The sequence below is a fragment of the Anaerococcoides asporogena genome (assembly GCF_029590275.1).
Classification (GTDB): domain Bacteria; phylum Bacillota; class Clostridia; order Clostridiales; family Clostridiaceae; genus JG1575.
Genome location: NZ_CP120965.1, coordinates 3,509,565 through 3,534,333, shown reverse-complemented (window position 1 = coordinate 3,534,333; position 24,769 = coordinate 3,509,565). Strand labels below are relative to the sequence as shown.

The following is a 24,769-nucleotide window of genomic DNA, read 5'->3' as shown; positions in this document are numbered from 1 at the left end:
GACATGTTGAAAAAATGGAGACGAAGTCTCGCGCTGCTGCTGGTATTCCTGTTCCTGATGCCTGCTACTGCACTTGCGGATTACGCCACTCTGGATTACGTGTCACTGGGCGATTCGGTTGCGGCGGGCTATGACCCGTATACCCAAACCGATCAAACCAGCTATGCCGATCTGATCAATGAAGCCTTGCGTGATGCGGGGGTTCCGGGCACTTACCTGAAAGCGGGAGTCACCGCCTACACCAGCAATGATCTGCTCCGGCAGGTCACTCTGAACAGCACGGTGCGCAACCGCCTGAACAAGAGCGAACTGGTGACCATTACCATTGGCGCCAATGACCTCCTGCCGATCCTGATCTGGGCCAACACGGAGCCGCTGCGCCTGGACACCTATCCGGGAAAAGTCGGCAAGCTGACCCTGGCGCTGCTCTACAAGACCCTGCCGGCGGATGATTTCCTTTCCACCGTTCTGGCCATGGAGATTCGCATTATGCGCAGCAAGGTCGAGCTGACCATCAACACCATTAAATGGCTGCCGGGGAAAAATCCGAAAATCTACCTGATGGGTTACTACAATCCATTCCCCTATATCCCCGAGGCAGCTGAGGCTCTCAGCGCGGCCAACAGTCAGCTGAAGCTGGCAGCCGCCGCCACCGGCGCCAAGTTTGTGCCAACAGTGGATTCCATCAATTATATGACCCATCTGGTTCTCTTGCCACAGGATCCGATTCACCTGAATCCGCTGGGCCATGAAGTGGTCGCGGAGCTCTTCCTGAACCGGATTGCCGCCGACTTCCAGATTACCCTGAATTAGAGGGGCCTTGCCCCAGATGATGAAAGAACCGCAGTGTCGCTGGGAGGCTTCCCGGAAACACCGCGGTTCTTGTCTGTTCAACCAGATCGGTTTGTGAAGGGGCTGATGCCGAGCCGGATGCCGAGCCGGATGCCGACCAGACGGTCGAGCCGTTGCATCGCTTCATTGAAAAATTTGGGGATTGTCTCACGGTCTGGCCGCCTGGCTTTGGATCACTCGGGCGACGGATTCGCCTAGGATTCTGGCTTTGTCGGAAATGGTCAGCGCCAGGGCAGGATCCAGGCGGGGGTCCACGTCGGCGATCTTGAGGCCCCGGGTTACCTCGAACCCGTCATAGATCAGGCCGCGCAGCGTACCGCGCAGGCGAGACGTGACCGGGACATCCCCGACCTGGGCAATGACTTCGCCTTCCTCCACCAGGTCACCAATGCGGCGGATTTGTTTTAGGATGCCATCTGCCGGGGAGTGGATGACCCGGCGCTGATCTTCACCGGCAATGAGGCCGGGGACACCGGTGTTGGGGATTGCCGTCCCCTGGGTGATGATGCGTCCCAGGGAGGGACCGCGCATGGTTTCAATGACTGCGTGGCAGTCTTCCGGGGCACTGAAGCCGGGCCCCAGGGCGATGACCAGGGGGGCCAGGTCTTTGGTTGTTCCCAGATTGCGTTTGGCCAGAATGGCATCCACCACGACATCCGGCTTGATGTCGCGGAGGGTTTTCAGTTCGGGATCAATGAGTACGGGGACCATGTCCTGATTCAGGCAGTCCTCGAGACCGTCGAGGGAGGGAAGATACACTGCCGTAACACCTTCCACGGCCTTGCGCCCATCGTAGATGCAGCTGGCAAAGGCCACCTCGGTGCGAATGCAGCTGGGACGGTCCGTTTCCACGGCAATGACGCGGCAGCCTTTCTCAAAGAGAACATGGATGACTCCGGTAGCCAGGTCACCGGCACCCCGCACCAGGACCGTCAGGGGGCGGTAGGCCCGCTGATAGTCTTCCCGGGTATCCAGATCCAGATTTTCCTGCTCGGATTCCACCGGCTCGTACACCACCAGCTCCTGATGTACGGAGATCACCTGACGCCCGCCGGTGTCACCGGTCAGACGGCTCAGTTCGTCCTTGAGAGAAACGGGGAAAAAGACCGGACTGCCCTGCTGGCCGTTGAAGACCGGGATGACGATGCGGCTGGGATTATTACGGAAGCGTTTTTTGAGGTGACGCAGGGTTTCCGCCGTAAGGAAGGGCTGATCGGCCAGCACAAATACCAGCCCCTCCGTCTGGGGATCACTGGCCTGAACCCCCAGGGCGATGGAATGGCTCACTCCGGCCTCGGGCCGGTCATTGAGCACTGCCCGGAAGGAGCCTTCGGGCAGCCGGGTTTTCGCCTGATGCACCAGGATGACCTCATGGAACCGGGCTTTCTGCACCGTATCCAGCACATGCTCGAGGAGACTATGTCCGTTGATCCACAGATTGGTCTTTGGCCGGTTCATCCGCTGGGATGATCCGGCGGCAAGAATAATGGCGGTAATTTTCATGATTCAGTTCCTCCAGACTCATGCAGGCAATGGCAGTCAGACGACTGGCTTCGGGGTGGCGGGACAGCGACAGGGAAAGCTTTTGGGCCTGTTCCAGCCACTGGTCGCTGTCGCACTGGTTCAGGATCACGATGCGCCGGCCGGTGGAATTTTTAAACAGCCCCTGCGGGTGAAAAACGATCCGCCGGAAGGCTTCCTCCGTCATGAGATCGCCTTCAGCCAGACCGGTGACGCGGGAAAAGTCTGGCCAGTTGTAGACATTTTCCGGGGAGACCGGCTCGCCCAGAAGACGAATCGGGAGCACGCCCAGGGTGACCCTGGCGCCGGATGGAACCGGCGGTTCATGGTCATGCCACATTTTCAGGGGCAGCCCCCGCGAGCCGTCGGCTTCCATCAGAAAGTAAGCACCCGGCTGATTCAGGCGCGCCACATCCGCCTCGGTGATGCCCTGAAGCTTTCCCCGGTCGTTCAGCCCCCGGGCCACCAGGTGGATCTGACCCGCCGTGAGGCTGACCGGATCCCAGGCGTCTGGATTCAGGCAGAGCTGATCCACGACCCCGGGCGCTGGGGGGAACATATGGGCGGTGACGCTGACCAGGACCGGCGCCTGGTGACGGGCGATCCCGGCCAGGTACCACAGCAGAGTGGTCTTGCCGCCGGAACCGGTGATGGCACAGGGTTCACCGGGGTGCAGCGTCAGATCTTCGAGGATCCGGTTCATTTACTCTTCCGGTAGTACGTATCTTCCAGGGGGAGCGTGGTACGGAACCGGCCGTCTTTTTTAAAGTAGGCATTCTGACAGGCCGGAGCGGACGGAATCACCGTAATCTCGCCAATGCCCTTGGAGCCGTAGGACAGTTCGTGCGGATTCTTTTCAATCAGGATCGGCACGATCTCCGGAATCTGAGTCGAGCGCAGCAGGCCCAGGGTTCCAAACTTGACCTGGGGCACGGCGTTGACGGTCTTGAAGTCTTCGGTCAGGGCAAAGCCCAGACCCATCACGACGCCGCCCTCAATCTGACCCTCCACGCCCTTGGGATGAATGGCCCGGCCCATGTCATGGGCCGAAATGACCTTGACGACCTTGCCCTCCCGATCAAGAATGACCAGCTGAGCCGCATAGCCGTAGGCCACGTGGCTGACCGGGTTCGGCTTGTCCGAGCCCATCGGATCCGACGCAAAGGAGTATTCGCCGAGGAAGGTACGCCCTTCCAGCTGTTCCAGAGAACCGGCTTCGGCCAGGGCGGCCTTGAACTCCAGAGCAGCCCGGCGGGAGGCTTCGCCGGTAAAGACGGTCTGGCGGGAGGCAGTGGTGGTGCCCGCGTTGGGGGTGAGATAGGTGTCAGGTTTGCCCACGGTCACCAGCTCCTGGGGCAATCCGGTGGTTTCGCAGAAAATCTGCTTGATCACGGTATGGATGCCCTGACCCATATCCGAGGCGGAGCTGCCCAGGCTGACCCGGCCGTGCTCGACTTTGGCCAGGCAGCGACCCGTGTCCGGTACCCCGACGCCCAGGCCGGCGTTTTTCAGCGCCGAGGCAATGCCGACATGGTAGTTCTCATCCCCGTCATAGCGGTAGAAATCTTCCTTCAGGGCTTCCAGAGCTTCCCGGTAAGCGGTGGATTCATCGGCGATCTGGCCGTTGGGCATGATGTCACCGGGTTCCAGCGCGTTGCGGCGGCGGATTTCCCAGCCGTCAAGTCCGGTCTGGCGGGCCAGGTCATTCAGGCAGCACTCCAGAGCAAAGATGGACTGGGTGACGCCGAAGCCGCGGAAGGCGCCGCAGGGAACGTTGTTCGTATAGTAGGCCCGCCCTTCGATGTCGACATTCTGATAATTGTAGGGTCCGGCCGCGTGGGTGCAGGCGCGCTGCAGCACGGGGCCGCCCAGTGAGGCATAAGCGCCGGTGTCTGAAATAATGCGGGCGACCAGGCCGGTCAGTCTGCCGGTTTCATCACAGCCCAGCTGGAAGTCCATATACATCGGATGGCGCTTGGGATGGACCAGAATGCTTTCCGCCCGGGACAGCCGGACCTTGACCGGCTTTTTGAGCAGCCAGGCAATGAGGGCGGCATGGTGCTGCACGCTCATGTCTTCCTTGCCGCCGAAGCCGCCGCCGACATAGGCGGCCTTGATGCGCACCCGTTCCGGTTCAATGGCCAAAAGGGAAGCGATCTCCCGCCGGTCATCGTATACTCCCTGGTCCGAGGTGATGACTTCAACGCCGTCCTCGGTGGGGTAGGCCACGGCACATTCGGGTTCCAGGAAGGCATGCTCGGTGAAGGGGGTTTCAAAATGATAGGAAGCCACATATTTGGAGGCAGCCAGGGCAGCCGCGGCGTCTCCCCGCTTGAGCTTCTGGGTGGACAGCAGGTTGCCCTTTTCATGGATCAGAGGGGCATCCTGTGCCATGGCGGCCTGGGGGGTGGTCACCGGCGGCAGTTCTTCATAATCCACCCGGATCAGTTTTAAAGCGGCCTGCACGGCTTCTTCCGTGTCTCCGACCACCAGGGCCAGGGAGTCCCCGACGTAGCGGGTGGTCTCGCCGACCCGAATCAAGGCCGGCCAGTCTTTGACCAGATGGCCGCAGTTGACTTCACCGGGGATATCCTCGGCCAGGATGACCGCGGCGATTCCCGGGGCGCTTTGGGCCTGGCTGACATCGATGGCCCGGATCAGAGCGCGGGGAGCCGGCGTGCGCAGCGCCTTGCCATAGAGCATGCCGGGCAGCTGGACATCGTCGGTATAGACCGGTTCACCCAGCGCCTTGGCGCGGCCGTCCACCTTGTGCACGCTTCGTCCGACGCCGGCTAAGGGCGCGTGAGGCGGCATTTCGCCCTTGCGCAGCAGCTCGGCGGTCAGCAGCATCGCATCGATGATCTTGACATAGCCGGTACAGCGGCAGATGTTGCCCCGGATCGCCTGGGCACAGGCGTCCCGGTCCGGCGACGGATTGACATCCAGCAGCGCTTTGGTCGCCACCAGCATGCCCGGGGTGCAGAAGCCGCACTGAACGGCCCCTGATTTATCAAACGCGTAAGCGTAAATTTCTTTTTCCAGGGTGGTAAACCCTTCCAGGGTATCGATGGACTTTCCTTCCATTTTAGAAGTCTTCTGGACGCAGGCTTTCATCAGACGTCCGTCGATCAGAACCGAGCAGGCGCCGCAGGCGCCTTCCCCACAGCCGTTTTTAACAGAAGCCAGTCCCAGTTCCTCACGCAGAAATTTCATCAGATCGATATCGCGCTCGGTTTGGACGTCCTTCCCATTGACTTTGAATCGGTACATGGATTTCCTCCTTGTTTGTTCAATAAACACAAATAGACCGTAACCCCTGAGGAGAAACAGTCAGCCAGCCGAAGGGACAGGGTTGTCGACCTGGAATATCAGCCTGCCCTCAATATCCTGATTTCGTTTTCAGTCTATCAGAAAAAGCTCGATTTCTCAATGATTCAATAAAAATTAATGTTTTTGAACCATGCTTTCACCAAACAGGGCTATAATCAAAATGATAATTATTTTGCGGTGCCCCCGTTGTTCGAGAATCGGAATAAGCACTGGGCCAGGTGGATATTTCCAGTTGTTCAGTCGGGAATACTATGAGGCGTTTTCCCGCAGCGGAAGCAGCATATATAGGAAGAAGAAATTCGCAAGCCCGCGCAGAGCGGGACCAAGGAGGAAGCATGGATCGGGAAATATTGCAGTTTATCGACGAGAAGCTGGGACAGGGCAGGACCTGCGCGCTGATACTGATTGAAAGTCAGGACGGCTCGGCTCCGGGCGCGGAGGGGGCGATCATGGCACTGTGTGAGGATGGATCTTCCCGCGGAACCTGCGGCGGCGGTAATCTGGAGAAAATGCTGACCCAGCAGGTCATGGAAGGAATGGGCGAAGCCCGTCATTTCCCCTTTGCCTTTGAGCTGGCCAAGGATCTGGGTATGGTGTGCGGCGGATCGGCCAGGGGCTATGTCCGCTACTTCAGTCAGGGGCCTGAGCTGGTCATCTTTGGCGCAGGGCACTGCAGCGAAGCGCTGGTCCGGCTGCTGAAGAATCAGCGCTTTGCCGTCACGGTGGTGGATGAGCGAGAGGGCTACGCCGACAAGGAAGTGTTCCGGGATGTGCGCTTTCTCAATATGACACCGGAGGAAGCGGTCGGACAGATCCGGTTTGGCCCGTCCACTTATCTGGTGGTGGCTACCTGGGGGCATCTCTTGGATGCCCGAGCCTACCGGGTTTGTCTGGGACGGGAATATGCGTTCCTGGGCGGACTGGGCAGCTCCAAAAAAGCAGCGTCGGTGAAGACGGCTCTGCTGCGGGAAGGCTTTGATGAACAGGAAATCCTGGACCTGCACCTGCCGGTCGGAATCGATCTGGCCGACGGAACCCCGGAAGAGATTGCCGTTTCGATTCTGGCGGAGCTCCTGCTGGTCAAGAACCACCGGCCGCTGCAGCTGAAGAAAGACGCGGCCGGTCCCTGGACTCCGCCTGAGCGGACCAGGGCCGAATAATGACTGCTGAAAGGAGAATCCATGGATAAAACCCGACGTTACCTGCATGAAATCCAGCCCGATGTTACCAAATACGCCGAAGTCATCTCGCAGGTCCTGAATGTGGACGTCGAAATTGTGGATGAATCCCTGGAGCGTATCTCCGGGACCGGCATCTTTGCCCGCCGCGTCAACCATAAGGCTCCGGGGCGAATCTACCGTCATGTGCTGCAGGGCGGCGAACACAAGATCATCCAGTTTCCCCGGGAGGACGAGTACTGCATTGAGTGCGAGGCCAAGGAAACCTGCCTGGAAACCATGGAGATCTCGACACCCATCAAATATCATGAAGAGAATATCGGCGTGATCGGACTGATCTGCACCACGCCGGAGCAGAAAGAGCACATCAACCAGCACCTGGACTCCCATGTCGCGTTTCTGGCGCAGATCTCCGAACTGATTTCCGCCAAGGTGCAGGAACACCTGTCCCATGAGGAGGCCCTGCGCAATGTCAACCAGCTGTCCCGGATCCTGGACGACATCGAAAACAGCATTATTGTACTGTCAAAGGATAACCGGGTGCAGTACGTCAATCGCAAGGCCATGATCAACCTGCGGACGGACGAGAGTATTCTGGGGGAAGAACTGAGCTATTCGGGCTATGTCCCGGATTCCCTGTCCAACATGGAGTTCCGGGTGGAGCTGGCCGGCCAGCGCTACGCCGTCGTGGGGAAAATCCTTGAATTCAGTGATTCCTATCTCAATTACGACCGGATTCTGATCTTCCGGACAATGAAGGATGTCCGGCGCAACGCCTACCGCATCACCCAGCAGTCCCGGCTGATTACCCCGGAGCATCTGGTCGGGGAATCCCGGGCCATGTGCGAGATCCGCGATACCATCCGCAAAGTGGCTCCGACCTTTTCCACGGTATTCATCCGGGGAGAATCGGGGACGGGCAAGGAGCTGATTGCCCGGGCCATCCACGCCGAGAGCGACCGGCGCAAGGAACCCTTCATCGGGATCAACTGCGCCGCCATCCCGGACACGCTGCTGGAATCGGAGCTGTTCGGCTATGTCAAAGGCGCTTTCTCCGGGGCCTCGGGGTCCGGCCGCATCGGTAAATTCGAACTGGCCAACAAGGGGACACTGTTCCTGGACGAGATCGGCGACATGCCGCTGTATCTCCAGAGCAAGGTTCTGCGCATCCTGCAGGAGCGGACCTTTTCCCGGATCGGCTCCAATGATCTGATCAACCTGGACATCCGGGTCATCGCCGCCACCAACCGCAACATTGAGGAGCTGATCCAAAAGAACCAGTTCCGCCGCGATCTGTTCTATCGGATCAATGTCATCCCCATCGATGTACCGCCGCTGCGGGACCGGACCGAGGATATTCCACTGCTGTTCCGGACGCTGCTGGACAAATACAATGAAGCACTGGGCAAGCAGGTGACCAAGGTGGACGACGACGTCATGGACGTCTTTATGGATTACGCCTGGCCGGGCAATGTCCGGGAGCTGGAAAACGTGGTCCAGTATGTCATCGCCCTGGCGGATTCTTCCAATACGATCCACCGCTTCATGCTGCCGGACACCATGCTCAAGCAGGATCGGGCCTCTCTTCAGGAACCGCGCCGCCGGCAGGAGTTCGCCCCCCTGGAAGTGATGGAGGCACGCTACATTGAACGGGTTCTGGCGCAGTACGGCAACACGACGGAAGGCAAGAAAAAAGCGGCCCGGGTGCTGGGCATTGGCATCGCGACGCTTTACCGCAAACTGGCTGTGATTTCTCAAAATGATAATAATCATTCATGATTGCCAATCTGACTTTAAACGTTTACTTCATTGCAGGATCGATAAAAAAACGCGGGTTAGAGAACTTAAAACCACATATTTGTTAAAACAAGCACAGGGAAAGCCATTGGAGTTTTATTATCAAAATGAGAAATTTTCTCAAAATGATAATAAAACTCCAGTATTTTTTGTTGATTTCCGGCCGGATCCGATTGAATAACTCCTAATTATTTATGAATAATTCTTAACATATCTTAATAATTACGGATTATCTGTAACGGTATGTTAAAATGTAAATGGTTTCTTGAAGGGAACAGACGAAAGGTGATATTTTGGCACGGGTTTTGCTTATATATTAGGTGGAATGGATAAGGACAGCTGGAATCTGTCCGGGCCGCGATATATCTTCAGCCGCAGCGGCCCAGATCCGAACATAACAGGAGAGGGAAAATGAACAGAAAATTAAGAATGGTGCCCAATCAGTTCACGAAGAACGACGATCCGGCCGCCTGCGTCGAGATCCTGTCGGAGAACAATGTCAAACGTGCCCGCCGCTTTCTCGCCACCTTCCCGGAATACAGCGTTACGCCGCTTCGTCGGCTGACCAGGCTGGCGGACCGGATCGGGGTCGGGGAAATCTACGTCAAGGATGAATCCTTCCGCTTCGGCCTGAATTCCTTCAAGGCTCTGGGCGGTGCCTGGGCCATGGGAAATTACCTGGCACAGCGCCTGGGAAAAAGCATTGACGAGCTGACACTGGAAGAACTCCTGCTGCCGGAAACCAAGGAACAGATCGGCGACATGATCTTCTACACTGCGACCGACGGCAATCAGGGCCGGGCTGTTGCCTGGACCGCACAGAAACTGGGCCAGCGTTCCGTGGTCTATATGCCGGAAGGTTCCTCACAGGCCCGTCTCAACCATATTCTGGCCTGCGGCTCGGATGCCTCCATCACGGACATGAACTACAACGATGCCGTGCGCTATGCCAATGAAATGGCACAGCAGAACAACGGCGTGGTCATCCAGGATACCGCCTGGGAAGGCTACACGGAAATTCCGATCTACATCATGCAGGGATACGGCATCATGGCTCTGGAAGCACTGGAGCAGATCCGCACCCAGGGTCTCCCCGAACCGACCCACATCTTCCTCCAGGCCGGTGTCGGATCCATGGCCGGAGCCTGCCAGGGCTTCTTCGCCTCGGTCTACGGCAAGGACTGCCCGCATACCATCGTCGTGGAACCCGATGAAGCCAACTGCTACTACCAGTCCGCCGCTCAGAACACGCTGGTCAATATCTCCGGCGACATGCGCACCATCATGGTGGGCCTGGCCTGCGGCGAACCCAACCCCATCAGCTACGAGATCATGAAAAACTGGTCGGAAGCGTTCCTGTCTCTGCCCGATTACGTGTCCGGAGACGGCATGCGGGTCCTGGGCAATCCCCTGACCGGCGATGACCGCATCGTGTCCGGCGAATCGGGAGCTCCTCCCACCGGCGCCCTGTTCAACCTGATGACGGATCCGGACCTCGAACCCATCCGCCGGCAGCTCGGACTGGATGAAACCTCCCGCGTACTGCTCTTCTCCACCGAAGGCGATACGGATCCGGACCGCTACCGCAGCATCGTCTGGACCGGAGAATTCTCCCGCTTCGACTAAGCCTGGGCAGCGATTCGCTCGGATGGAATCGCGGACCAGGAAAACCGGAGAAAGATCAATCTCAATCCCAAACCCAATCCCAATATAAGAATCAAGATCAGAATCAACATCATTCATCCCCAATAAATATTGAAGAAGGAAGGAACAACATGGAAAAATTCAACGAACTGGTAAAAAAACTGGAAGGTCTCGATCACAAGAATCTCTACAACAATGACTTCTTCCTGACCTGGGACAAGACGCAGGATGAGCTGGAAGCCATTTTCACCGTAGCGGATGCATTGCGCAGCCTGCGGGAGAACAACATTTCTTCCCGGATCTTTGATTCCGGCCTGGGCATCTCGCTGTTCCGCGACAACTCCACCCGCACCCGGTTCTCCTATGCCTCAGCCTGCAACCTTCTCGGACTGGAAGTTCAGGACCTGGATGAAGGCAAATCCCAGATCGCTCACGGCGAAACCGTCCGTGAAACCTCCAACATGATTTCCTTCATGGCGGATGTCATCGGAATCCGTGACGACATGTACATCGGCAAGGGCCATACCTACATGCAGAACGTTTCCGACTACGTCAAGCAGGGCTACGAGGACGGCATTCTCGAACAGCGTCCCACCATCGTCAACCTGCAGTGCGATATTGACCACCCGACTCAGTCCATGGCTGACATGCTGCACATCATTCATGAGTTCGGCGGCGTTGAAAACCTCAAGGGCAAAAAGATTGCCATGACCTGGGCGTACTCCCCGTCCTACGGCAAGCCGCTGTCCGTTCCTCAGGGAATCATCGGCCTGATGAGCCGCTTTGGCATGGATATCGTCCTGGCCCATCCGGAAGGCTATGAGATCATGAGCGAAGTGGAAGAAGTTGCGAAGAAGAATTCCGAGCAGTACGGCGGAAGCTTCACCAAGACCAATGACATGGCAGAAGCCTTTAAGGATGCCGACATCGTTTATCCCAAGAGCTGGGCTCCCTTCAAGGCCATGGAAGAGCGGACCGAACTGTATGGCAACGGCGACCATGAAGGCATCAAGGAACTGGAGAAGCGTCTCCTGGCTCAGAACGCCGAGCATAAGGACTGGACCTGCACCGAGGACCTCATGAAGACAACCCGCGACGGCAAGGCGCTCTACATGCACTGCCTCCCGGCTGACATCACCGGCGTCTCCTGCAAGGAAGGCGAAGTCGAGGAAAGCGTCTTCGACCGGTACCGGGTGCCCCTGTACAAGGAGGCCGGCTTCAAGCCGTATGTCATCGCCTCCATGATCTTCATGCAGAAGGTACAGGATCCGGCGGCCACGCTGAAGAAGCTGGCTGAAAATGGCAAGGAACGCGTTACGAAGTAGTCAGGCAAGCCTCAGATAGATCACCCGAGTCACCAGGATCCTTCCGGCCCAGCCCGTCTGGGCCGGCTCGGGGAACCCCTCGCCCCGACTGGCTGCGGGATGACACCTCCAGGGCAGGCCCATCCATCCTGCCTCCCCCCGGGCTTTCCCGGACCCTGCGGTCCGGGAAAGCCCACCCGGCGGGTTCCGGATTGAGGGATGTCAGCAACAACGCCGATTCCAATCGGACAAACAGCAAATCAAGAAGCAAAACACAACATAAGGGAGTATGAAACGTAAAATGAAAAAAGCAGAACTGGATTATACAAAGATCAGGGCAGCCGCTGAAGGCTACCGCGAAGACATGACCCGCTTCCTGCGTGACCTGGTCAAGGCACACGGCGAATCCTGCGAAGAGAAGGATAAAGTTTACCGGATCAAGGAAGAAATGGAGAAGCTCGGCTTCGACGAAACCATCGTGGATCCCATGGGCAACATCCTGGGCTACATGGGCACCGGCGAAACCCTCATTGCCTATGACGCGCACATTGACTGTGTCGGCATCGGCAACATCGAGGACTGGACCTTTGATCCCTTTGAAGGCAAGGAAGACGACGTCAATATCTGGGGCCGCGGCACCTCGGACCAGCTGGGCGGCATCGTGTCCGCAGTCTACGGCGCCAGGATCATGAAGGATCTGGGCATGCTCAGCGATGAGTATAAAGTGCTGGTTGTAGGCAGCGTGCAGGAAGAAGACTGCGACGGCCTGTGCTGGCAGTACATCATCAACGAAGACAAGATCCGGCCTGAGTTTGTCGTTTCCACCGAGCCGACCAACGGCAACATCTACCGCGGCCACCGCGGACGCATGGAAATCAAGGTCGAAGTATTCGGCGTAGCCTGCCATGGTTCCGCTCCCGAACGCGGCGACAACGCCATCTACAAAATGGCGGACATCCTTCAGGAAGTCCGTGAGCTGAACAACCATCTGGCCTATGATGAGTTCCTGGGCAAGGGAACTGTCACCACTTCCCAGATCTACTTTACGTCACCGTCCCGCTGCGCCGTGGCCGACTCCTGCACCATCTCCCTGGACCGCCGCCTGACCTGGGGTGAAACCTACCTGTCGGCTCTGAAGGAGATCGAGGAGCTGCCCTCCGTGAAGAAGTACGGTGCCAAGGTATCCATGTACACCTACGAGCGGCCGTCATGGACTGGTCTGGTTTATCCCACCGACTGCTACTTCCCGACCTGGAAGCGTGAGGAAGACGCACCGGAAGTTGTAGCCATGGCTGAATCCTTCCGCAGCATGTACGGCGAGCCCAAGGTCGACAAATGGACCTTCTCCACTAACGGTGTTTCCATCATGGGCCGCGAAGGCATCCCGACCATCGGCCTGGGCCCTGGCCGTGAAGAGGAAGCGCACGCTCCCAACGAAAAAACCTGGAAAGACGACCTGGTCAAGTGCGCTGCCATCTACAGTGCCCTGCCCACCGTCTACATGGACAACAAGAACAAATAAGACCAGCGCAAGGCCGGCAGCTTCGGCGACCGGCCCTCGCGTGATCATCAGGCACCCCCGCCCGGCAGGCACCCCTGACGGAGCCTGCCGGGCAAAACAATATCTGGGCCAGAGGCCATGAATAAAGGAGAAAACATGCTGGATCTTACCATCAATCAGGAAAATCTTGAGAAAAATATCCAAAAGGCCAAAGACAACAACATTATCATCCCGACCTTTGAAATGATGAGACATCCCGAGCGGATTCCGGAAAAAATCAAGGAAAAGCTGACCGAGCTCGGCGTCTGGGACGTCGACCCGCTCAACCTGTTCCGCATCACCTGGAAGAACGAACCGAAGGAAAAAGGCGGACAGTTCGGCGGCCCCAACTTCATTGAACTGCCCAAGGCCCTCACCGGCGTCGACGCGCGGATCATCTGCATGGTCGGCAAGTATTTCCCGACCGGTTGCCATAAGGTCGGAGCTTCCTTCGGCTGCCTGGTTCCCCGCCTGGTCACCGGTCAGTTTGACGCTTCCACCGAAAAGGCCGTCTGGCCCTCCACCGGCAACTACTGCCGCGGCGGCGCGTTCAACTCCAAGCTGCTGGCAGTCGATTCCATCGCCATCCTGCCGGAAGGCATGTCCAAGGAACGCTTTGACTGGCTCAAGACCATTGCCGGTGAAGTCATTGCCACTCCCGGAACCGAAAGCAACGTCAAGGAAATCTTTGACAAAGTCCATGAGCTCAGAGCCACCCGCGATGACATCATGATCTTCAACCAGTTTGAAGAATTCGGCAACTATCTGTGGCACTACAATGTGACCGGTCCGGCCATCGAAGAAGCTTTCCAGTCCATGGGCGAAGGCCTGAACTTCGCCGGCGTCACCCTGACTTCCGGTTCCGCCGGAACCCTGGCTTCCGGAGACTATCTCAAGACTGTCTACCCCAAGTCCAAGCTGGCAGTGGGCGAAGCGCTGCAGTGCCCGACGATTCTGGACAACGGCTTTGGCGCACACCGTCTGGAAGGCATCGGCGACAAGCACATTCCATGGATCCACAACGTCAAGACCACCGACATGGGCATCGCCATTGACGACAATGACTCCATGGCTCTGCTGCGCCTCTTCAACGAAGCCGAAGGCAAAAAATACCTCATCGAAACCGTCGGACTCAAGCCGGAAGATGTGGACAACCTGGCCCTCATGGGAATCTCAGGCATCTCCAACATGCTCATGGCCATCAAGTTCGCCAAGTACTATGAGCTGACCGGAAACGACGTAGTGGCCACCGTTCTGACCGACTCCGTCGAAATGTACGGTTCCCGCATTCAGGAACTCCATGAGGAAGAAGGCGCTTACAACCCGACTCAGGCCGCTGTGGATTACAACCGCCGCCTGCTCGGCCAGAAGACCGACAACCTGATTGAGCTGACCTACGCAGAACGCAAGCGCGTTCACAACCTGAAGTACTACACCTGGGTTGAACAGCAGGGCAAGACCTACGAAGAAATCAACCAGCTGTGGTATGACCAGGCCGGAACCTTCGAGGCTGTTGCGAAACAGGCCGGCGAAGTCGATCGGCTGATCAACGAATTCAACGAAAAGACCGGTCTGCTGAAAGACCTGGAATAGGGGAGAGGCCATGAGCAAACGCATTGTCATCGCTCTGGGCGGCAACGCCCTGGGCAATACCCCGCAGGAACAGATGGAGGCCGTCCGCCTGACGGCGGACTCCATCGTCGACCTGCTTGAAGAGGGCTATGAGATCGCCATCGCCCATGGCAACGGACCGCAGGTCGGAATGATCAACCTGGCCTTTGAAGCGGCCGTCAACACCCCGGCTAGTACCCCGGCCATGCCGTTCCCCGAATGCGGCGCCATGAGTCAGGGCTACATCGGCTATCATCTGCAGAATGCCATCATCAATGAGATGAGAGCCCGCAAGATTTCTCAGGATGTCGTCACCGTCGTGACCGAGGTTCAGGTGGATTCCAAGGATCCGGCGTTTGCCGATCCGACCAAGCCTGTGGGCAGCTTCTACTCCAAGGAAGAGGCGGAAAGCCTGACCGCCGAGCGGGGCTACATCATGAAAGAGGATGCCGGCCGCGGCTACCGCCGGGTGGTTCCCTCCCCCAAGCCGATCCGCATTGTCGGCATTAAGGCCATCCGCAGCATCCTCGACTCCGGTCATGTCGTCATCGCCGGCGGCGGCGGCGGAATCCCCGTGGTGGAAGACGAAAACCGGCATCTGACCGGTGTCGCCGCGGTCATCGACAAGGATTTCACCTCCGAGCTGCTGGCTGAATCCCTGGACGCGGACGCGTTCATCATCCTCACCGCAGTCGAGAAGGTGGCCATCCGGTTCGGCAAGCCCGACCAGCAGTGGCTGTCGGATCTGACTCTGGTTCAGGCCCAGGAACACATCGCCAACGGCGAATTCGCCAAGGGCTCCATGCTGCCCAAGGTGGAAGCGGCCATCAAGTATGCGCAGTCCAAACCGGGCCGTCGCGCCCTGATCACTTCTCTGGAAAAAGCCCGGGAAGCCCTGGCGGGCAATACCGGCACCTGGATTTCCAACTAACCCTTATTCTGTGACAGACAAAGGAGAATGCCATGTCTGATATTATGCGACCCGTCCCGTTCCAGGATCTGCTGTTGTGGATGCTGGAGGAAAAAAGGAACACGGGCAGGATATTCGGCGTGGATCTGGAAAAGGCCTACCGAAGCGGGAGTCACCGGTTGATGACTCCCTTCGGGTGCCTCATCGGATCCGCCACCGGACCGGCTGCCGGCCCCCACACTCAGCTGGCCCAGAACATTGTGGCTGCCTACGTAGCCGGAGCCCGCTTCATGGAGCTCAAGACCGTTCAGATCATGGATGGTCAGGCGCTGCGGGAAGCCATTGCCAAACCCTGCATCAATGCCGCCGATGAAGGCTACAACGTGGAATGGTCCACGGAGCTGACGGTGGAGGAAGCACAGACAGAATACATCAAGGCCTGGTTCCTGTGCCATGTGGCCATGAAGGAACTCGAACTCGCCCCGACGCGGGATTTCGCCTTCAACATGAGTGTCGGCTATACCCTGGAGGGGATTCAGTCTCCCAAGATCGACGGCTTCATCGAAGGGCTGAAAAATGCCGCGCCGACGCCGGTGTTCCAGGAGTGCCGCCGGACCCTGGAAGAGCAGCTCGAAGCCTTTGAGCATTTTACCCGGGAGGATCTGGACCGGATTTCTCCGGCCATCTGCACCAGCCTGGCGCTGTCCACCATGCATGGCTGCCCCAAGGATGAAATCCAGGGCATCGTCCGCTACCTCCTCCAGGAGAAACAGCTGGACGTGCTCCTCAAATGCAATCCCACTCTGCTGGGCTACGACGAAGCCCGCCGTCTGGTCGACGCCCTGGGCTTTGACTACCTGAGCTTCGACACCCATCATTTTGATCAGGATCTCAAGTATGAGGAAGCCGTGCCCATGCTGGAGGAGCTTTTGGAGCTCGCCCGCGAAGAAGGCCGGGTCTTCGGCGTCAAGCTGACCAACACCTTCCCGGTGGGCATTGCCCATGGAGAACTCCCCGGCGAAGAAATGTACACCTCGGGCCGGGCTTTGCTGCCGCTGACCGTTCATGTGGCAAAGCTGCTGTCGGCCACCTTTGGCAGCCGGCTGCCCATGGCCTATTCCGGCGGCGCCGATGCCCTGAACCTGCCTCGTTTTGTGGAAGCCGGCATTCTGCCGGTTACGGTCTGCACCACGCTGCTCAAGCCGGGCGGCTATGAGCGCCTGTCCCAGATCGCCTACCTGAGCCAGCCTTTCCTGCAGAATGAATACACCGGACCGGATGCGGACCGGATCGCCGCCCTGGCGGATCATTTGATGAAGGAAGCCCGCAATCATAAAAAATACCGGGAAGACATCGTTCTGCGCAAGACCGATTCCCCCTTGCCGCTCTTCGACTGCTTCAAGGCACCCTGTCAGGACGGGGGCTGCCCCATCGGCCAGAATATTCCGGCCTACCTGCAGCTGACCGCTGCGGGCCGCTATGCCGAAGCCATGGCCGTCATTGCCAAGGACAACGCCCTGCCGGCCACCTTGGGCGAAATCTGCTACCACCCTTGCACGAAGCGGTGCAACCGGGTGGACTACGATCAGTCCATCGATATCCGCGGCGTCAAGCATGTGGCGGTGGAACAGGCCATGGAGGAATTTATTGAATCCATCGTCCGGCCGCAGCCCAACGGCAAGACCGTCCTGGTCATCGGCGCCGGCGTTCAGGGACTGTCCGCTGCGCTCTACCTGGCCCGGGCCGGCTACGCGGTGAAGGTGGCAGAAAAGAAGGACCGCGCCTTCGGCATGCTCAACAACATCAAGGACCAAACCGGACAGAGCCTGCATTCCATGGAGCTGGACCGCCGCTTCATCGAAGCCTATGGCGTGGAATTCCATTTCAATGTGACAGCCGATCAGCTGCCGGCCCTGGCGGAAGGTGCCGATCTGGTGATTTCCACCACCGGCCGGGAGGAAAGCATCCCCGGCGCCCGACTGACGGTGAAAAACCAGCAGACCCGCCTTCAGGCCGTCTACGCCATGGCCGAAGCCAAAAAGCTGGCGCTGGAAATCCTGGAAGAAGATGATTTTGCCGAATACCGCCTGCCCCTGGATGAAGCGGCCGTCTACAACAAGCGCGGCTTCCTGATCCTCCCGCTGGAGACCAGCCGGGAAGGCGAGCGCTGCCTGTCGTGCCATGATGTCTGCGAAATCTGCACCGAGGTCTGCCCCAACCGGGCCAATGTGGCCATTGCGGTGCCGGGCTTTGCTAACGTCCATCAGATTCTGCATCTGGACTTTGCCTGCAACGAGTGCGGCAACTGCACCACCTTCTGTCCCCATGCCGGGCGTCCCTACAAGGACAAAGTCACGCTGTTCGGCAGCGCGGCCGATTTCCATGATTCCGCCAACGTCGGCTTCTACCTCCATGAGGAGGAAGTTCTGGTCCGATATGCCGAAGGCGGCGTCGAGACCACGACGCTGGACGGCATTCGGGAAGAGGGACTGCGGACCATGGCTCAGACCGTCGCCCGGGATTATCCCTGGCTGCTGGTTGAAACCGGAGGTGCCCTATGATTATCGGCAACGGCATTGTGCTGACCAATGACGAGGCGGGCCAGGTGCTCCACGCCGGAGCGGTTCTGGTTCGCGGTCAGGAAATCTCCGAAGTGGGGGACTTTGCCCTGCTGAAAGCGAAATACCCGCAGGAGGAAGTCTATGATGTCGGCGGCCGCCTGATCATGCCCGGCATGATCAACGCCCACAGCCACATCTACTCGGCCTTTGCCCGGGGATTCGGCCCCAAGGATCCCACCCGCAACTTCCTGGAAATCCTGGAAAACCTGTGGTGGCATCTGGACAAGGAGCTCACCGTGGAGGATGCCCGCTACTCGGCGTACGGCACGCTCTCGGATTCCATTGCCCAGGGCGTAACCACGGTGATTGACCATCACGCCAGCCCCCATCACATCACCGGCTCCCTCAGCGCCATCGCCGAAGCGGCGCGGGATCTGGGCATCCGGACCAGCCTGTGCTATGAAACCTCGGACCGGGACGGCGAAGCCATCGCCCGGGAAGGAATCCGCGAGAATGCCGACTTTATCCGCCAGGCCAATGCCGATGACAGCGGTCTGATCCACGGCCTGTTCGGTCTGCACGCCTCCTTCACCTTGTCGGAAGAGACGCTCTATGCCTGCCGCGAGGCAGCCCAGGGCCTGGATACCGGCTTCCACATCCATGTAGCCGAAGGCAGCGACGATGAAGCCGTGACGCAGACCCGCTACGGCATGAGAGTCGTGCACCGACTGGAAAAACATGGCATCCTGGGACCCAAAACCCTGGCCGTCCACTGCATCCATGCCGATGACGAGGAGCTTGACCGGATTCTGGCCACCGATACCATGGTGGTCCACAATCCCGAATCCAACATGGGCAATGCCGTGGGCACCAGCCCCGTCATCAAAATGCTGAAGAAAGGCATTCTGGTCGGACTGGGCACCGACGCCTACACCAACGACATGTTTGAGTCGATGAAAGTCGCGAAAATCCTGCAGTCCCATGCGCTGGCCGACCCCACCGTGGGCTTCGGCGAAGCGCTGACCCTGCAGTTTAAGAACAACCCCCGAATTCTGTCCCGCTACTTCAAGAAGCCCCTGGGCCTCCTCAGCCCCGGCGCCTACGCGGACCTCATTGTGGTGGACTACGATCCCCTCACCCCCCTGAACCAGACCACCTGGGGCGGCCATGTCCTGTTCGGACTGTCCGGGTACAAGGTCAAGGACACCATGATCAACGGACGCTTCGTCATGAAGGACCGCGTCTTCCTGACCGTGGACCATCCCCGCCTCATGGCCCAGTGCCGCGACCACGCCCAGAAGCTCTGGTCCAGACTTTAGCCTGAGCCCGGAGGCACAGACCCCCGGAAAGGATCAATGTCAGGGATCTGAACGTATGAGGGATCCAAATCAGCAAGGTGCTGCCGCCCACCCCGCGGCGGCACCTTGCTGTCTCTGATGGGCAGGTGCGTATAATCGGCAGCCCGCCAGTGAGCAAACGATCAGGTCCCAATGCGGCATCGGCGGATCCGTTCCCATGGGACGGGGAGATGATGTATCATGGATAGTACAAACTGCCTGCAGGAGGGAACCAGGATCGGTCTGTTGAAAGCAGGGACGGTTTTTTGATTCTTTGATATTTGGGGGGGACAGTACATGTACGACTGTGGATTTACCAGAGAGAGCCACTGGTTCCGCTACCGGGCGGCTGCCATTATTGTGGAGGAGGGCTGCGTGCTGTTTGCCGGCAATCCGTGCGAAGACTACCTGTATTCCGTCGGGGGCGCTGTCCATATGGGGGAAAGCGCACAGGACGCGGTGGTCCGGGAAGTATTGGAAGAAACCGGAGTAAAGTATGAGATCCAGCACCTGGCAGTGGTCCATGAGAATTTTTTCAATGACAGCACCGGCACCCTGGCCGGACTGAACTGCCACGAGATCTGCCTCTATTTTGTCATGAAGCCCAGAGGCACCAGGGAACTGAACAGTAACAGCTGGAATATCAATGGCATCCGGGAAGACATGCACTGGATCCCGATGGATGACCTGGACCGGTACAAGGCATTTCCGACCTTTCTGAAGGATTACCTCAGTCGGGAGCACACCGGGGTGGAGCATATTATCACGGACCAGACCTGTTCCTGAGTGCCCGGGCTGGCCCAGGGGAAGACGGAATCCATCCGGGCCACCGGCCCGGACTGTCCGAGGCGCCTGTCCGGGAGTATAATGAAACCAGACCAGTCATTGGCACCAGCTTGTTTTCAGAGAGGCAGGTATTCAGGCAATACTCATATGCAATTGCAGCGGTATGCATTAACCGGTGGATCACGGTGAACATTTGATTCAGCGGGAACACTTCGATCAACTGCGATGTCAGGATCAACTGCGATGCCAATGAAAGAACTATAACAATGATAGAAACCAAAGAATGATAGAAACCAAAGAATGATAGAAACAGGATAATGATCGACCGTAAATAATGATAGAGCCAAAATAACGCAACAGACATTTTCAATCAGATCAATCGTTATGACCAACCCGGCAAAGGAGGGCAACCATGGGATACTTGATCATTCATGGAAAACTGGTTACGGAGGAAGGCATCCGGGAGGAGTCGCTTCGGATCGAAGACGGGCTCATTGCCCAGATGGGCAGACTGGAGCCGCTGCCCGGAGAGGAAATCATTGATGCCCAGGGAGCCTGGGTAATTCCGGGGGGCATTGACCCCCATACGCATATGGAGCTGCAGCAGTCGGAGACTTTCCGCTCGGCGGATGATTTTTATACCGGCACGGTGGCTGCGGCATTAGGCGGAACCACCACGATCATTGATCATATCGGCTTTGCGCCGGCCGGTTCACCGCTCCGGTATTCTTTGGACCGGTACCAGGAAAAAGCGCGCAAAAGCGTCATCGACTATGCCTTCCACGGCGTTATACAGCATGTGGATGAGGCCATTCTGACCGAGCTGAAGGAGCTGATTGGGGAGGGCATTGCCAGTTTCAAGGCGTACTCCACATACGGCTTTAAAATGGGGGATGAGGATCTGATCCGAATCCTGCGGGTCATGAAGGAAGCGGGCGGGCTGCTGACGGTTCACTGCGAAAACGATGAGGTGACGCGGCTTCTGAGGAAGGAGGCCCTGGAGCAGGGCCAGCTCAGCCCCATTTATCACGCCAGGACCCGTCCGCCCCGGACCGAATCCGAATTCATCGGCCGGCTGTGCGAGCTGTCCGGAATGGCCGGCAATGTACCAGTATATGTGGTTCATACCTCGACGGGCCTGGGAGCCCGGCGCATGGTTCAGTTCCGGCGGGAGGGCATTCCGGTCTTCATGGAAACCTGCCCGCAGTATCTGCTCCTGACTGAGGAGCGCTACGAATCCGGCGGACCTGAAGAGGGATTGAAGTACATCATGGCACCCCCGCTGCGCAGCGAGGCGGAACGGCAGAGCCTTTGGACCGCCGTCATTGACGGCACCTGCCAGACCGTCGGAACGGATCATTGTCCGTTCTGCCTTCAGGAAAAACTGGCCGGAAAGGACAACTTCAGTCTGGCTCCGGGCGGAGCTCCGGGCGTCCAGGAGCGGATCCCGCTGCTGTTCACCGAAGGCGTCCTGAAACATCGCATTACGCTGGAACGGTTTGTGGAACTGACTTCCACCAATGCCGCAAAGATCTTTGGACTGTATCCCAGAAAAGGCACGCTTCAACCGGGCAGCGATGCCGATCTGGTGATCCTGCGGGAAGGACCCGAAACCGCCATCCGGGCTTCAGAAATGGCGTCAGTCTGTGATTACAGCATTTATGAAGGCATGACGCATCGCACCGCCATTGACTATGTGTTCTCAGCAGGCCGGATGATCGCCCGACAGGGCGAGTTCCTGGGAGAGCGCGGCCAGGGCCGGTTCCTGCCCCGGACTATCAACCAGACCCTCGCCGCATCAACCTTGGAGGAGGTATAGCATGAAAATAGTTGTACTGGATGGATATACCCTCAACCCGGGCGATCTGACCTGGGAAGGCCTGGAAGCCTTCGGCGACGTAACGGTCTATGACCGGTCCCTGCCCGAAGAGATCGCGGACCGGATCCGGGACGCCGACATTGTGGTCGCGAACAAGGCGAATCTGACGCGTCAGGCGCTGGCAGAGGCTAAGCAGCTGAAATACATTACGGTGATGGCAACCGGTTATGACTGCGTTGACGCGGCAGCTGCCCGGGACCTTGGCATCGTGGTGTCCAACGTGCCCACCTACGGCACGGATACCGTTGCCCAGTTTACGCTGGCTCTGATCCTGGAGCTGGCCCACCAGATCGGACGGCACAGCCAGTCCGTCCAGGCCGGGGAGTGGACCAGCGCCAGCGACTGGTGCTATACCCTGTCACCCCAGGTTGAGCTGATGGGCAAGACACTGGGAGTTATCGGCTATGGCCGGATCGGACAGCGGGTCGGTGAACTGGCCCGCGCCTTCGGCATGCAGGTCATTACTGTGGAGCGGCCGGGCCGGGCCTTCGATGTGCCATCCGTTTCCCTGGAAGAGATTTTCCGGCAGTCGGATATCCTGACGCTGCACTGTCCCCTGACCCAGTTCACCAGGGGCATCGTCAATGCCAGAAGCCTGGCGTTGATGAAGCCAGGTGCCTTCCTGATCAACGCCTCCCGCGGCCCCCTCATCGTGGAGGAAGACTTGCGCCGGGCGCTGGATGAAGGCGTCATTGCCGGTGCCGCTCTGGATGTTCTGTCCATGGAACCCATGCCGGAAGGCCATATCCTGCGGGAAGCCCCGAATCTGATCATCACCCCGCATATCGCCTGGTCGACAAAGGAAGCCCGAATCCGGATTCTGGACTCTACCATGCGCAACATCCGTTCCTACCTAGCCGGCGAACCCCGCCACCGCGTCATTTAGCCGATCGAATTAACCTGTATTTAACTTAATTGGGCACGATTAAACAGAATGGAGGCTTTACAAATAGTAAATATTTTGTTAAGATTGCTTTAACAAAATAAATACAGATGGAGGAAGCGTTCATGTCTGATTTGGGCATTCGAATTCTGAAGATTCTCCATGATAAAAACAGCGACGAGTATGTTTACTTGAAGAGCCATTCCCAGCTGCGTGATTACCGAAAAGAGGAGATCCAGACAGAAGCGGAACGGCTGACGGAGAAAGGGTACCTGGTGACGGTCCGCACCGATCGGCTGATCGAACGGGATAACAGTCTGGTCAACTACTTCTTTGAAATTACCGATGCCGGGAAACACCTTTTGAACCAGTGGGCAGCAAACATAAGCTAACAATGAATCATGAGAACCGATAGAAAAAAGCCGGAAACCCCGGCTTTTTTCGCGTTTAGAATCAAATCGCTGCATTTTTCGAATCACGCCTTCCACTGAAATCAAGTCCTGTCCATCGATCCTGTCCATCGATCCTGTCCATCGATCCTGTCCATCGATCCTGTCCTCAGATCCTTTCCTCAGATCCTTTTCTCAGATCCTTTCCTAAATACTTAAAGGGATTCTTGCCAGCCGATCATCCCCGACGGTCCGAAGCCGTCGAAGACTTGCCGATGAAACGGAAGAACCTTGTCTGAGTGCCGGAGGTTCACGAAAGACTTGCTCTTCTTTCATAGAATGTTCTCAAATGCCGGACAGCGTCACGGTATAATGGACTCAAACCAACCGAGCCGCAATCTGGCGCAGATCCTTCCGGTAACCCACCGAAGGTGGATGCCCGGCAGTTGCCGCAGACAAAGGAGCAATGCATTCGTGACAGAAGAAGAACTGATGGCCCAAGGCTATCGTAAATACCGGGGCAAGGACATCGATGTCTACTACAGCCAGGACCGCTGCAACCATACCGGCGTCTGCAGCCGGGAAAATGAGTTTGTATTCGACCCGTCCAGCCGTCCCTGGATCATGGTGGATCTGGCCCCCGTGGAGGAAGTCATCCGGGTCGTGCGGGAATGTCCCACCGGCGCCCTGAAGTATAAACTCAAAACAGAGGAAGAAGTTCAGCCTGCTCCGGATCGGGAGTAAAAACATCCTGCGATTGTCTCCCTTGAAAGGGAGGCATGAGCCTGGAAAAGATCCATGGACAGGAATCAATGAGGAAAGAGGTATAAAGAATGGAATATCCCGATATCAATACGAAAATCAACGATGTGTTTGTCATGCCGGTAACGGAAGAGCTCACCCGCAAGTGGGGGGAGGCTTTAAAATCGGAACAGCGCATAGAACAGATCCTTAACCGGGAACTGCTGCCCAGGCTCCTGGAGTATGTCAGGACCAGCGAACCCCGGTTTGAGGGCCGGTTTGTGGTAACCAAAGTCGGTGATGTGATCAAGGGGCAGTTTCAGTCTCAGTCGGTCGTGAAAAGCAGTCTGGATCAGGCGGTTCTGGATCACCTGAATCAGCTGCTCCGGGAATTCTCGGGCAGTCCCCTGGCTCAGGCCGAGATCAATCTGAACTGTTTTTTGTAAGGTAAAAGTAAATCAAACGGCAGGATTCCTGCCGGCAAAGACCTGATTTCAAACAATGGG

At 57.8% G+C, this 24,769-nt stretch carries 19 protein-coding genes; 16 read left to right on the top strand and 3 right to left on the bottom strand.

From position 1 onward, the window contains the following. Positions 1 to 3: 3 nt before the first annotated feature. Positions 4 to 813: an SGNH/GDSL hydrolase family protein gene (locus P6M73_RS16135; protein WP_277854038.1), complete on the top strand. Its 810-nt coding sequence runs from the start codon at positions 4 to 6 to the stop codon at positions 811 to 813. A gap of 186 nt (positions 814 to 999) precedes the next feature. On the opposite strand, the gene yqeB is transcribed toward P6M73_RS16135, so the two are convergent. The 3 genes from yqeB to xdh are packed head-to-tail and all read right to left on the bottom strand — an operon-like array spanning position 1,000 to position 5,643. Next, the gene (gene yqeB / locus P6M73_RS16130) at positions 1,000 to 2,355 is read right to left on the bottom strand and encodes a selenium-dependent molybdenum cofactor biosynthesis protein YqeB (RefSeq protein ID WP_277854037.1); all 1,356 of its coding nucleotides are present in this window, start codon (positions 2,353 to 2,355) and stop codon (positions 1,000 to 1,002) included. Beyond that, the gene (gene yqeC, locus P6M73_RS16125) at positions 2,270 to 3,076 is read right to left on the bottom strand and encodes a selenium cofactor biosynthesis protein YqeC (protein ID WP_277854036.1); all 807 of its coding nucleotides are present in this window, start codon (positions 3,074 to 3,076) and stop codon (positions 2,270 to 2,272) included. Before yqeC ends, yqeB begins: the two co-directional genes overlap by 86 nt. Continuing rightward, positions 3,073 to 5,643: a selenium-dependent xanthine dehydrogenase gene (gene xdh, locus P6M73_RS16120; RefSeq protein WP_277854035.1), complete on the bottom strand. Its 2,571-nt coding sequence runs from the start codon at positions 5,641 to 5,643 to the stop codon at positions 3,073 to 3,075. Before xdh ends, yqeC begins: the two co-directional genes overlap by 4 nt. Before the next feature lie 395 nt (positions 5,644 to 6,038). Between xdh and P6M73_RS16115 the strand changes: the two genes are divergently transcribed. The 15 genes from P6M73_RS16115 (at position 6,039) to P6M73_RS16045 (ending at position 24,709) form a co-directional block, all read left to right on the top strand. Further along, a complete protein-coding gene (locus tag P6M73_RS16115) occupies positions 6,039 to 6,863 on the top strand; it encodes an XdhC family protein (protein WP_277854034.1) in 825 nt (274 codons plus the stop codon). A gap of 21 nt (positions 6,864 to 6,884) precedes the next feature. After that, positions 6,885 to 8,660, top strand: coding sequence for a sigma-54 interaction domain-containing protein (locus P6M73_RS16110; protein WP_277854033.1), 1,776 nt, complete (start codon positions 6,885 to 6,887; stop codon positions 8,658 to 8,660). A 429-nt stretch (positions 8,661 to 9,089) separates the two neighbouring features. Further along, the gene (gene dpaL / locus P6M73_RS16105) at positions 9,090 to 10,304 is read left to right on the top strand and encodes a diaminopropionate ammonia-lyase (RefSeq protein WP_347276301.1); all 1,215 of its coding nucleotides are present in this window, start codon (positions 9,090 to 9,092) and stop codon (positions 10,302 to 10,304) included. Positions 10,305 to 10,453: 149 nt separating this feature from the next. Beyond that, on the top strand, positions 10,454 to 11,647 hold the full coding sequence (gene ygeW, locus P6M73_RS16100; protein WP_277854032.1) for a knotted carbamoyltransferase YgeW: 1,194 nt from the start codon (positions 10,454 to 10,456) through the stop codon (positions 11,645 to 11,647). A 280-nt stretch (positions 11,648 to 11,927) separates the two neighbouring features. After that, the gene (locus P6M73_RS16095) at positions 11,928 to 13,148 is read left to right on the top strand and encodes a YgeY family selenium metabolism-linked hydrolase (RefSeq protein ID WP_277855800.1); all 1,221 of its coding nucleotides are present in this window, start codon (positions 11,928 to 11,930) and stop codon (positions 13,146 to 13,148) included. Positions 13,149 to 13,283: 135 nt separating this feature from the next. Next, positions 13,284 to 14,759, top strand: a complete 1,476-nt coding sequence (locus tag P6M73_RS16090; RefSeq protein ID WP_277855799.1) for a pyridoxal-phosphate dependent enzyme — start codon at positions 13,284 to 13,286, stop codon at positions 14,757 to 14,759. A 10-nt stretch (positions 14,760 to 14,769) separates the two neighbouring features. Further along, the gene (gene arcC / locus P6M73_RS16085; RefSeq protein ID WP_277854031.1) at positions 14,770 to 15,708 is read left to right on the top strand and encodes a carbamate kinase; all 939 of its coding nucleotides are present in this window, start codon (positions 14,770 to 14,772) and stop codon (positions 15,706 to 15,708) included. Between the two features lie 32 nt (positions 15,709 to 15,740). After that, positions 15,741 to 18,248 (top strand): NAD(P)-binding protein, encoded by a 2,508-nt coding sequence (locus P6M73_RS16080; RefSeq protein WP_277854030.1) that lies wholly within the window; start codon positions 15,741 to 15,743, stop codon positions 18,246 to 18,248. Further along, positions 18,245 to 19,567 (top strand): putative aminohydrolase SsnA, encoded by a 1,323-nt coding sequence (gene ssnA / locus P6M73_RS16075; RefSeq protein WP_277854029.1) that lies wholly within the window; start codon positions 18,245 to 18,247, stop codon positions 19,565 to 19,567. Before P6M73_RS16080 ends, ssnA begins: the two co-directional genes overlap by 4 nt. A 315-nt stretch (positions 19,568 to 19,882) precedes the next feature. Further along, positions 19,883 to 20,371, top strand: coding sequence for an NUDIX hydrolase (locus P6M73_RS16070; RefSeq protein WP_277854028.1), 489 nt, complete (start codon positions 19,883 to 19,885; stop codon positions 20,369 to 20,371). Positions 20,372 to 20,783: 412 nt separating this feature from the next. Beyond that, complete coding sequence (gene hydA / locus P6M73_RS16065) at positions 20,784 to 22,190, top strand: dihydropyrimidinase (protein WP_277854027.1); 1,407 nt, start codon at positions 20,784 to 20,786, stop codon at positions 22,188 to 22,190. A 1-nt stretch (position 22,191) separates the two neighbouring features. After that, on the top strand, positions 22,192 to 23,136 hold the full coding sequence (locus tag P6M73_RS16060) for a D-2-hydroxyacid dehydrogenase (RefSeq protein ID WP_277854026.1): 945 nt from the start codon (positions 22,192 to 22,194) through the stop codon (positions 23,134 to 23,136). Between the two features lie 122 nt (positions 23,137 to 23,258). Further along, the gene (locus P6M73_RS16055; RefSeq protein WP_277854025.1) at positions 23,259 to 23,525 is read left to right on the top strand and encodes a hypothetical protein; all 267 of its coding nucleotides are present in this window, start codon (positions 23,259 to 23,261) and stop codon (positions 23,523 to 23,525) included. Positions 23,526 to 23,996: 471 nt separating this feature from the next. Next, positions 23,997 to 24,266 (top strand): (4Fe-4S)-binding protein, encoded by a 270-nt coding sequence (locus P6M73_RS16050; protein WP_277854024.1) that lies wholly within the window; start codon positions 23,997 to 23,999, stop codon positions 24,264 to 24,266. Between the two features lie 89 nt (positions 24,267 to 24,355). Beyond that, the gene (locus tag P6M73_RS16045; protein ID WP_277854023.1) at positions 24,356 to 24,709 is read left to right on the top strand and encodes a hypothetical protein; all 354 of its coding nucleotides are present in this window, start codon (positions 24,356 to 24,358) and stop codon (positions 24,707 to 24,709) included. Positions 24,710 to 24,769 lie beyond the last annotated feature (60 nt).

Excerpts from the sequence above, each read along its gene's own strand:
- P6M73_RS16060 (WP_277854026.1), top strand. The coding sequence starts at position 22,192 with ATGAAAATAGTTGTACTGGATGGATATACCCTCAACCCGGGCGATCTG.
- hydA (WP_277854027.1), top strand. The coding sequence starts at position 20,784 with ATGGGATACTTGATCATTCATGGAAAACTGGTTACGGAGGAAGGCATC.
- arcC (WP_277854031.1), top strand. The coding sequence starts at position 14,770 with ATGAGCAAACGCATTGTCATCGCTCTGGGCGGCAACGCCCTGGGCAAT.
- P6M73_RS16095 (WP_277855800.1), top strand. The coding sequence starts at position 11,928 with ATGAAAAAAGCAGAACTGGATTATACAAAGATCAGGGCAGCCGCTGAA.
- ygeW (WP_277854032.1), top strand. The coding sequence starts at position 10,454 with ATGGAAAAATTCAACGAACTGGTAAAAAAACTGGAAGGTCTCGATCAC.
- dpaL (WP_347276301.1), top strand. The coding sequence starts at position 9,090 with ATGAACAGAAAATTAAGAATGGTGCCCAATCAGTTCACGAAGAACGAC.
- ssnA (WP_277854029.1), top strand. The coding sequence starts at position 18,245 with ATGATTATCGGCAACGGCATTGTGCTGACCAATGACGAGGCGGGCCAG.
- P6M73_RS16110 (WP_277854033.1), top strand. The coding sequence starts at position 6,885 with ATGGATAAAACCCGACGTTACCTGCATGAAATCCAGCCCGATGTTACC.
- xdh (WP_277854035.1), bottom strand. The coding sequence starts at position 5,643 with ATGTACCGATTCAAAGTCAATGGGAAGGACGTCCAAACCGAGCGCGAT.
- yqeC (WP_277854036.1), bottom strand. The coding sequence starts at position 3,076 with ATGAACCGGATCCTCGAAGATCTGACGCTGCACCCCGGTGAACCCTGT.
- P6M73_RS16055 (WP_277854025.1), top strand. The coding sequence starts at position 23,259 with ATGTCTGATTTGGGCATTCGAATTCTGAAGATTCTCCATGATAAAAAC.
- P6M73_RS16045 (WP_277854023.1), top strand. The coding sequence starts at position 24,356 with ATGGAATATCCCGATATCAATACGAAAATCAACGATGTGTTTGTCATG.
- P6M73_RS16115 (WP_277854034.1), top strand. The coding sequence starts at position 6,039 with ATGGATCGGGAAATATTGCAGTTTATCGACGAGAAGCTGGGACAGGGC.
- P6M73_RS16135 (WP_277854038.1), top strand. The coding sequence starts at position 4 with ATGTTGAAAAAATGGAGACGAAGTCTCGCGCTGCTGCTGGTATTCCTG.
- P6M73_RS16090 (WP_277855799.1), top strand. The coding sequence starts at position 13,284 with ATGCTGGATCTTACCATCAATCAGGAAAATCTTGAGAAAAATATCCAA.
- P6M73_RS16070 (WP_277854028.1), top strand. The coding sequence starts at position 19,883 with ATGTACGACTGTGGATTTACCAGAGAGAGCCACTGGTTCCGCTACCGG.
- yqeB (WP_277854037.1), bottom strand. The coding sequence starts at position 2,355 with ATGAAAATTACCGCCATTATTCTTGCCGCCGGATCATCCCAGCGGATG.
- P6M73_RS16080 (WP_277854030.1), top strand. The coding sequence starts at position 15,741 with ATGTCTGATATTATGCGACCCGTCCCGTTCCAGGATCTGCTGTTGTGG.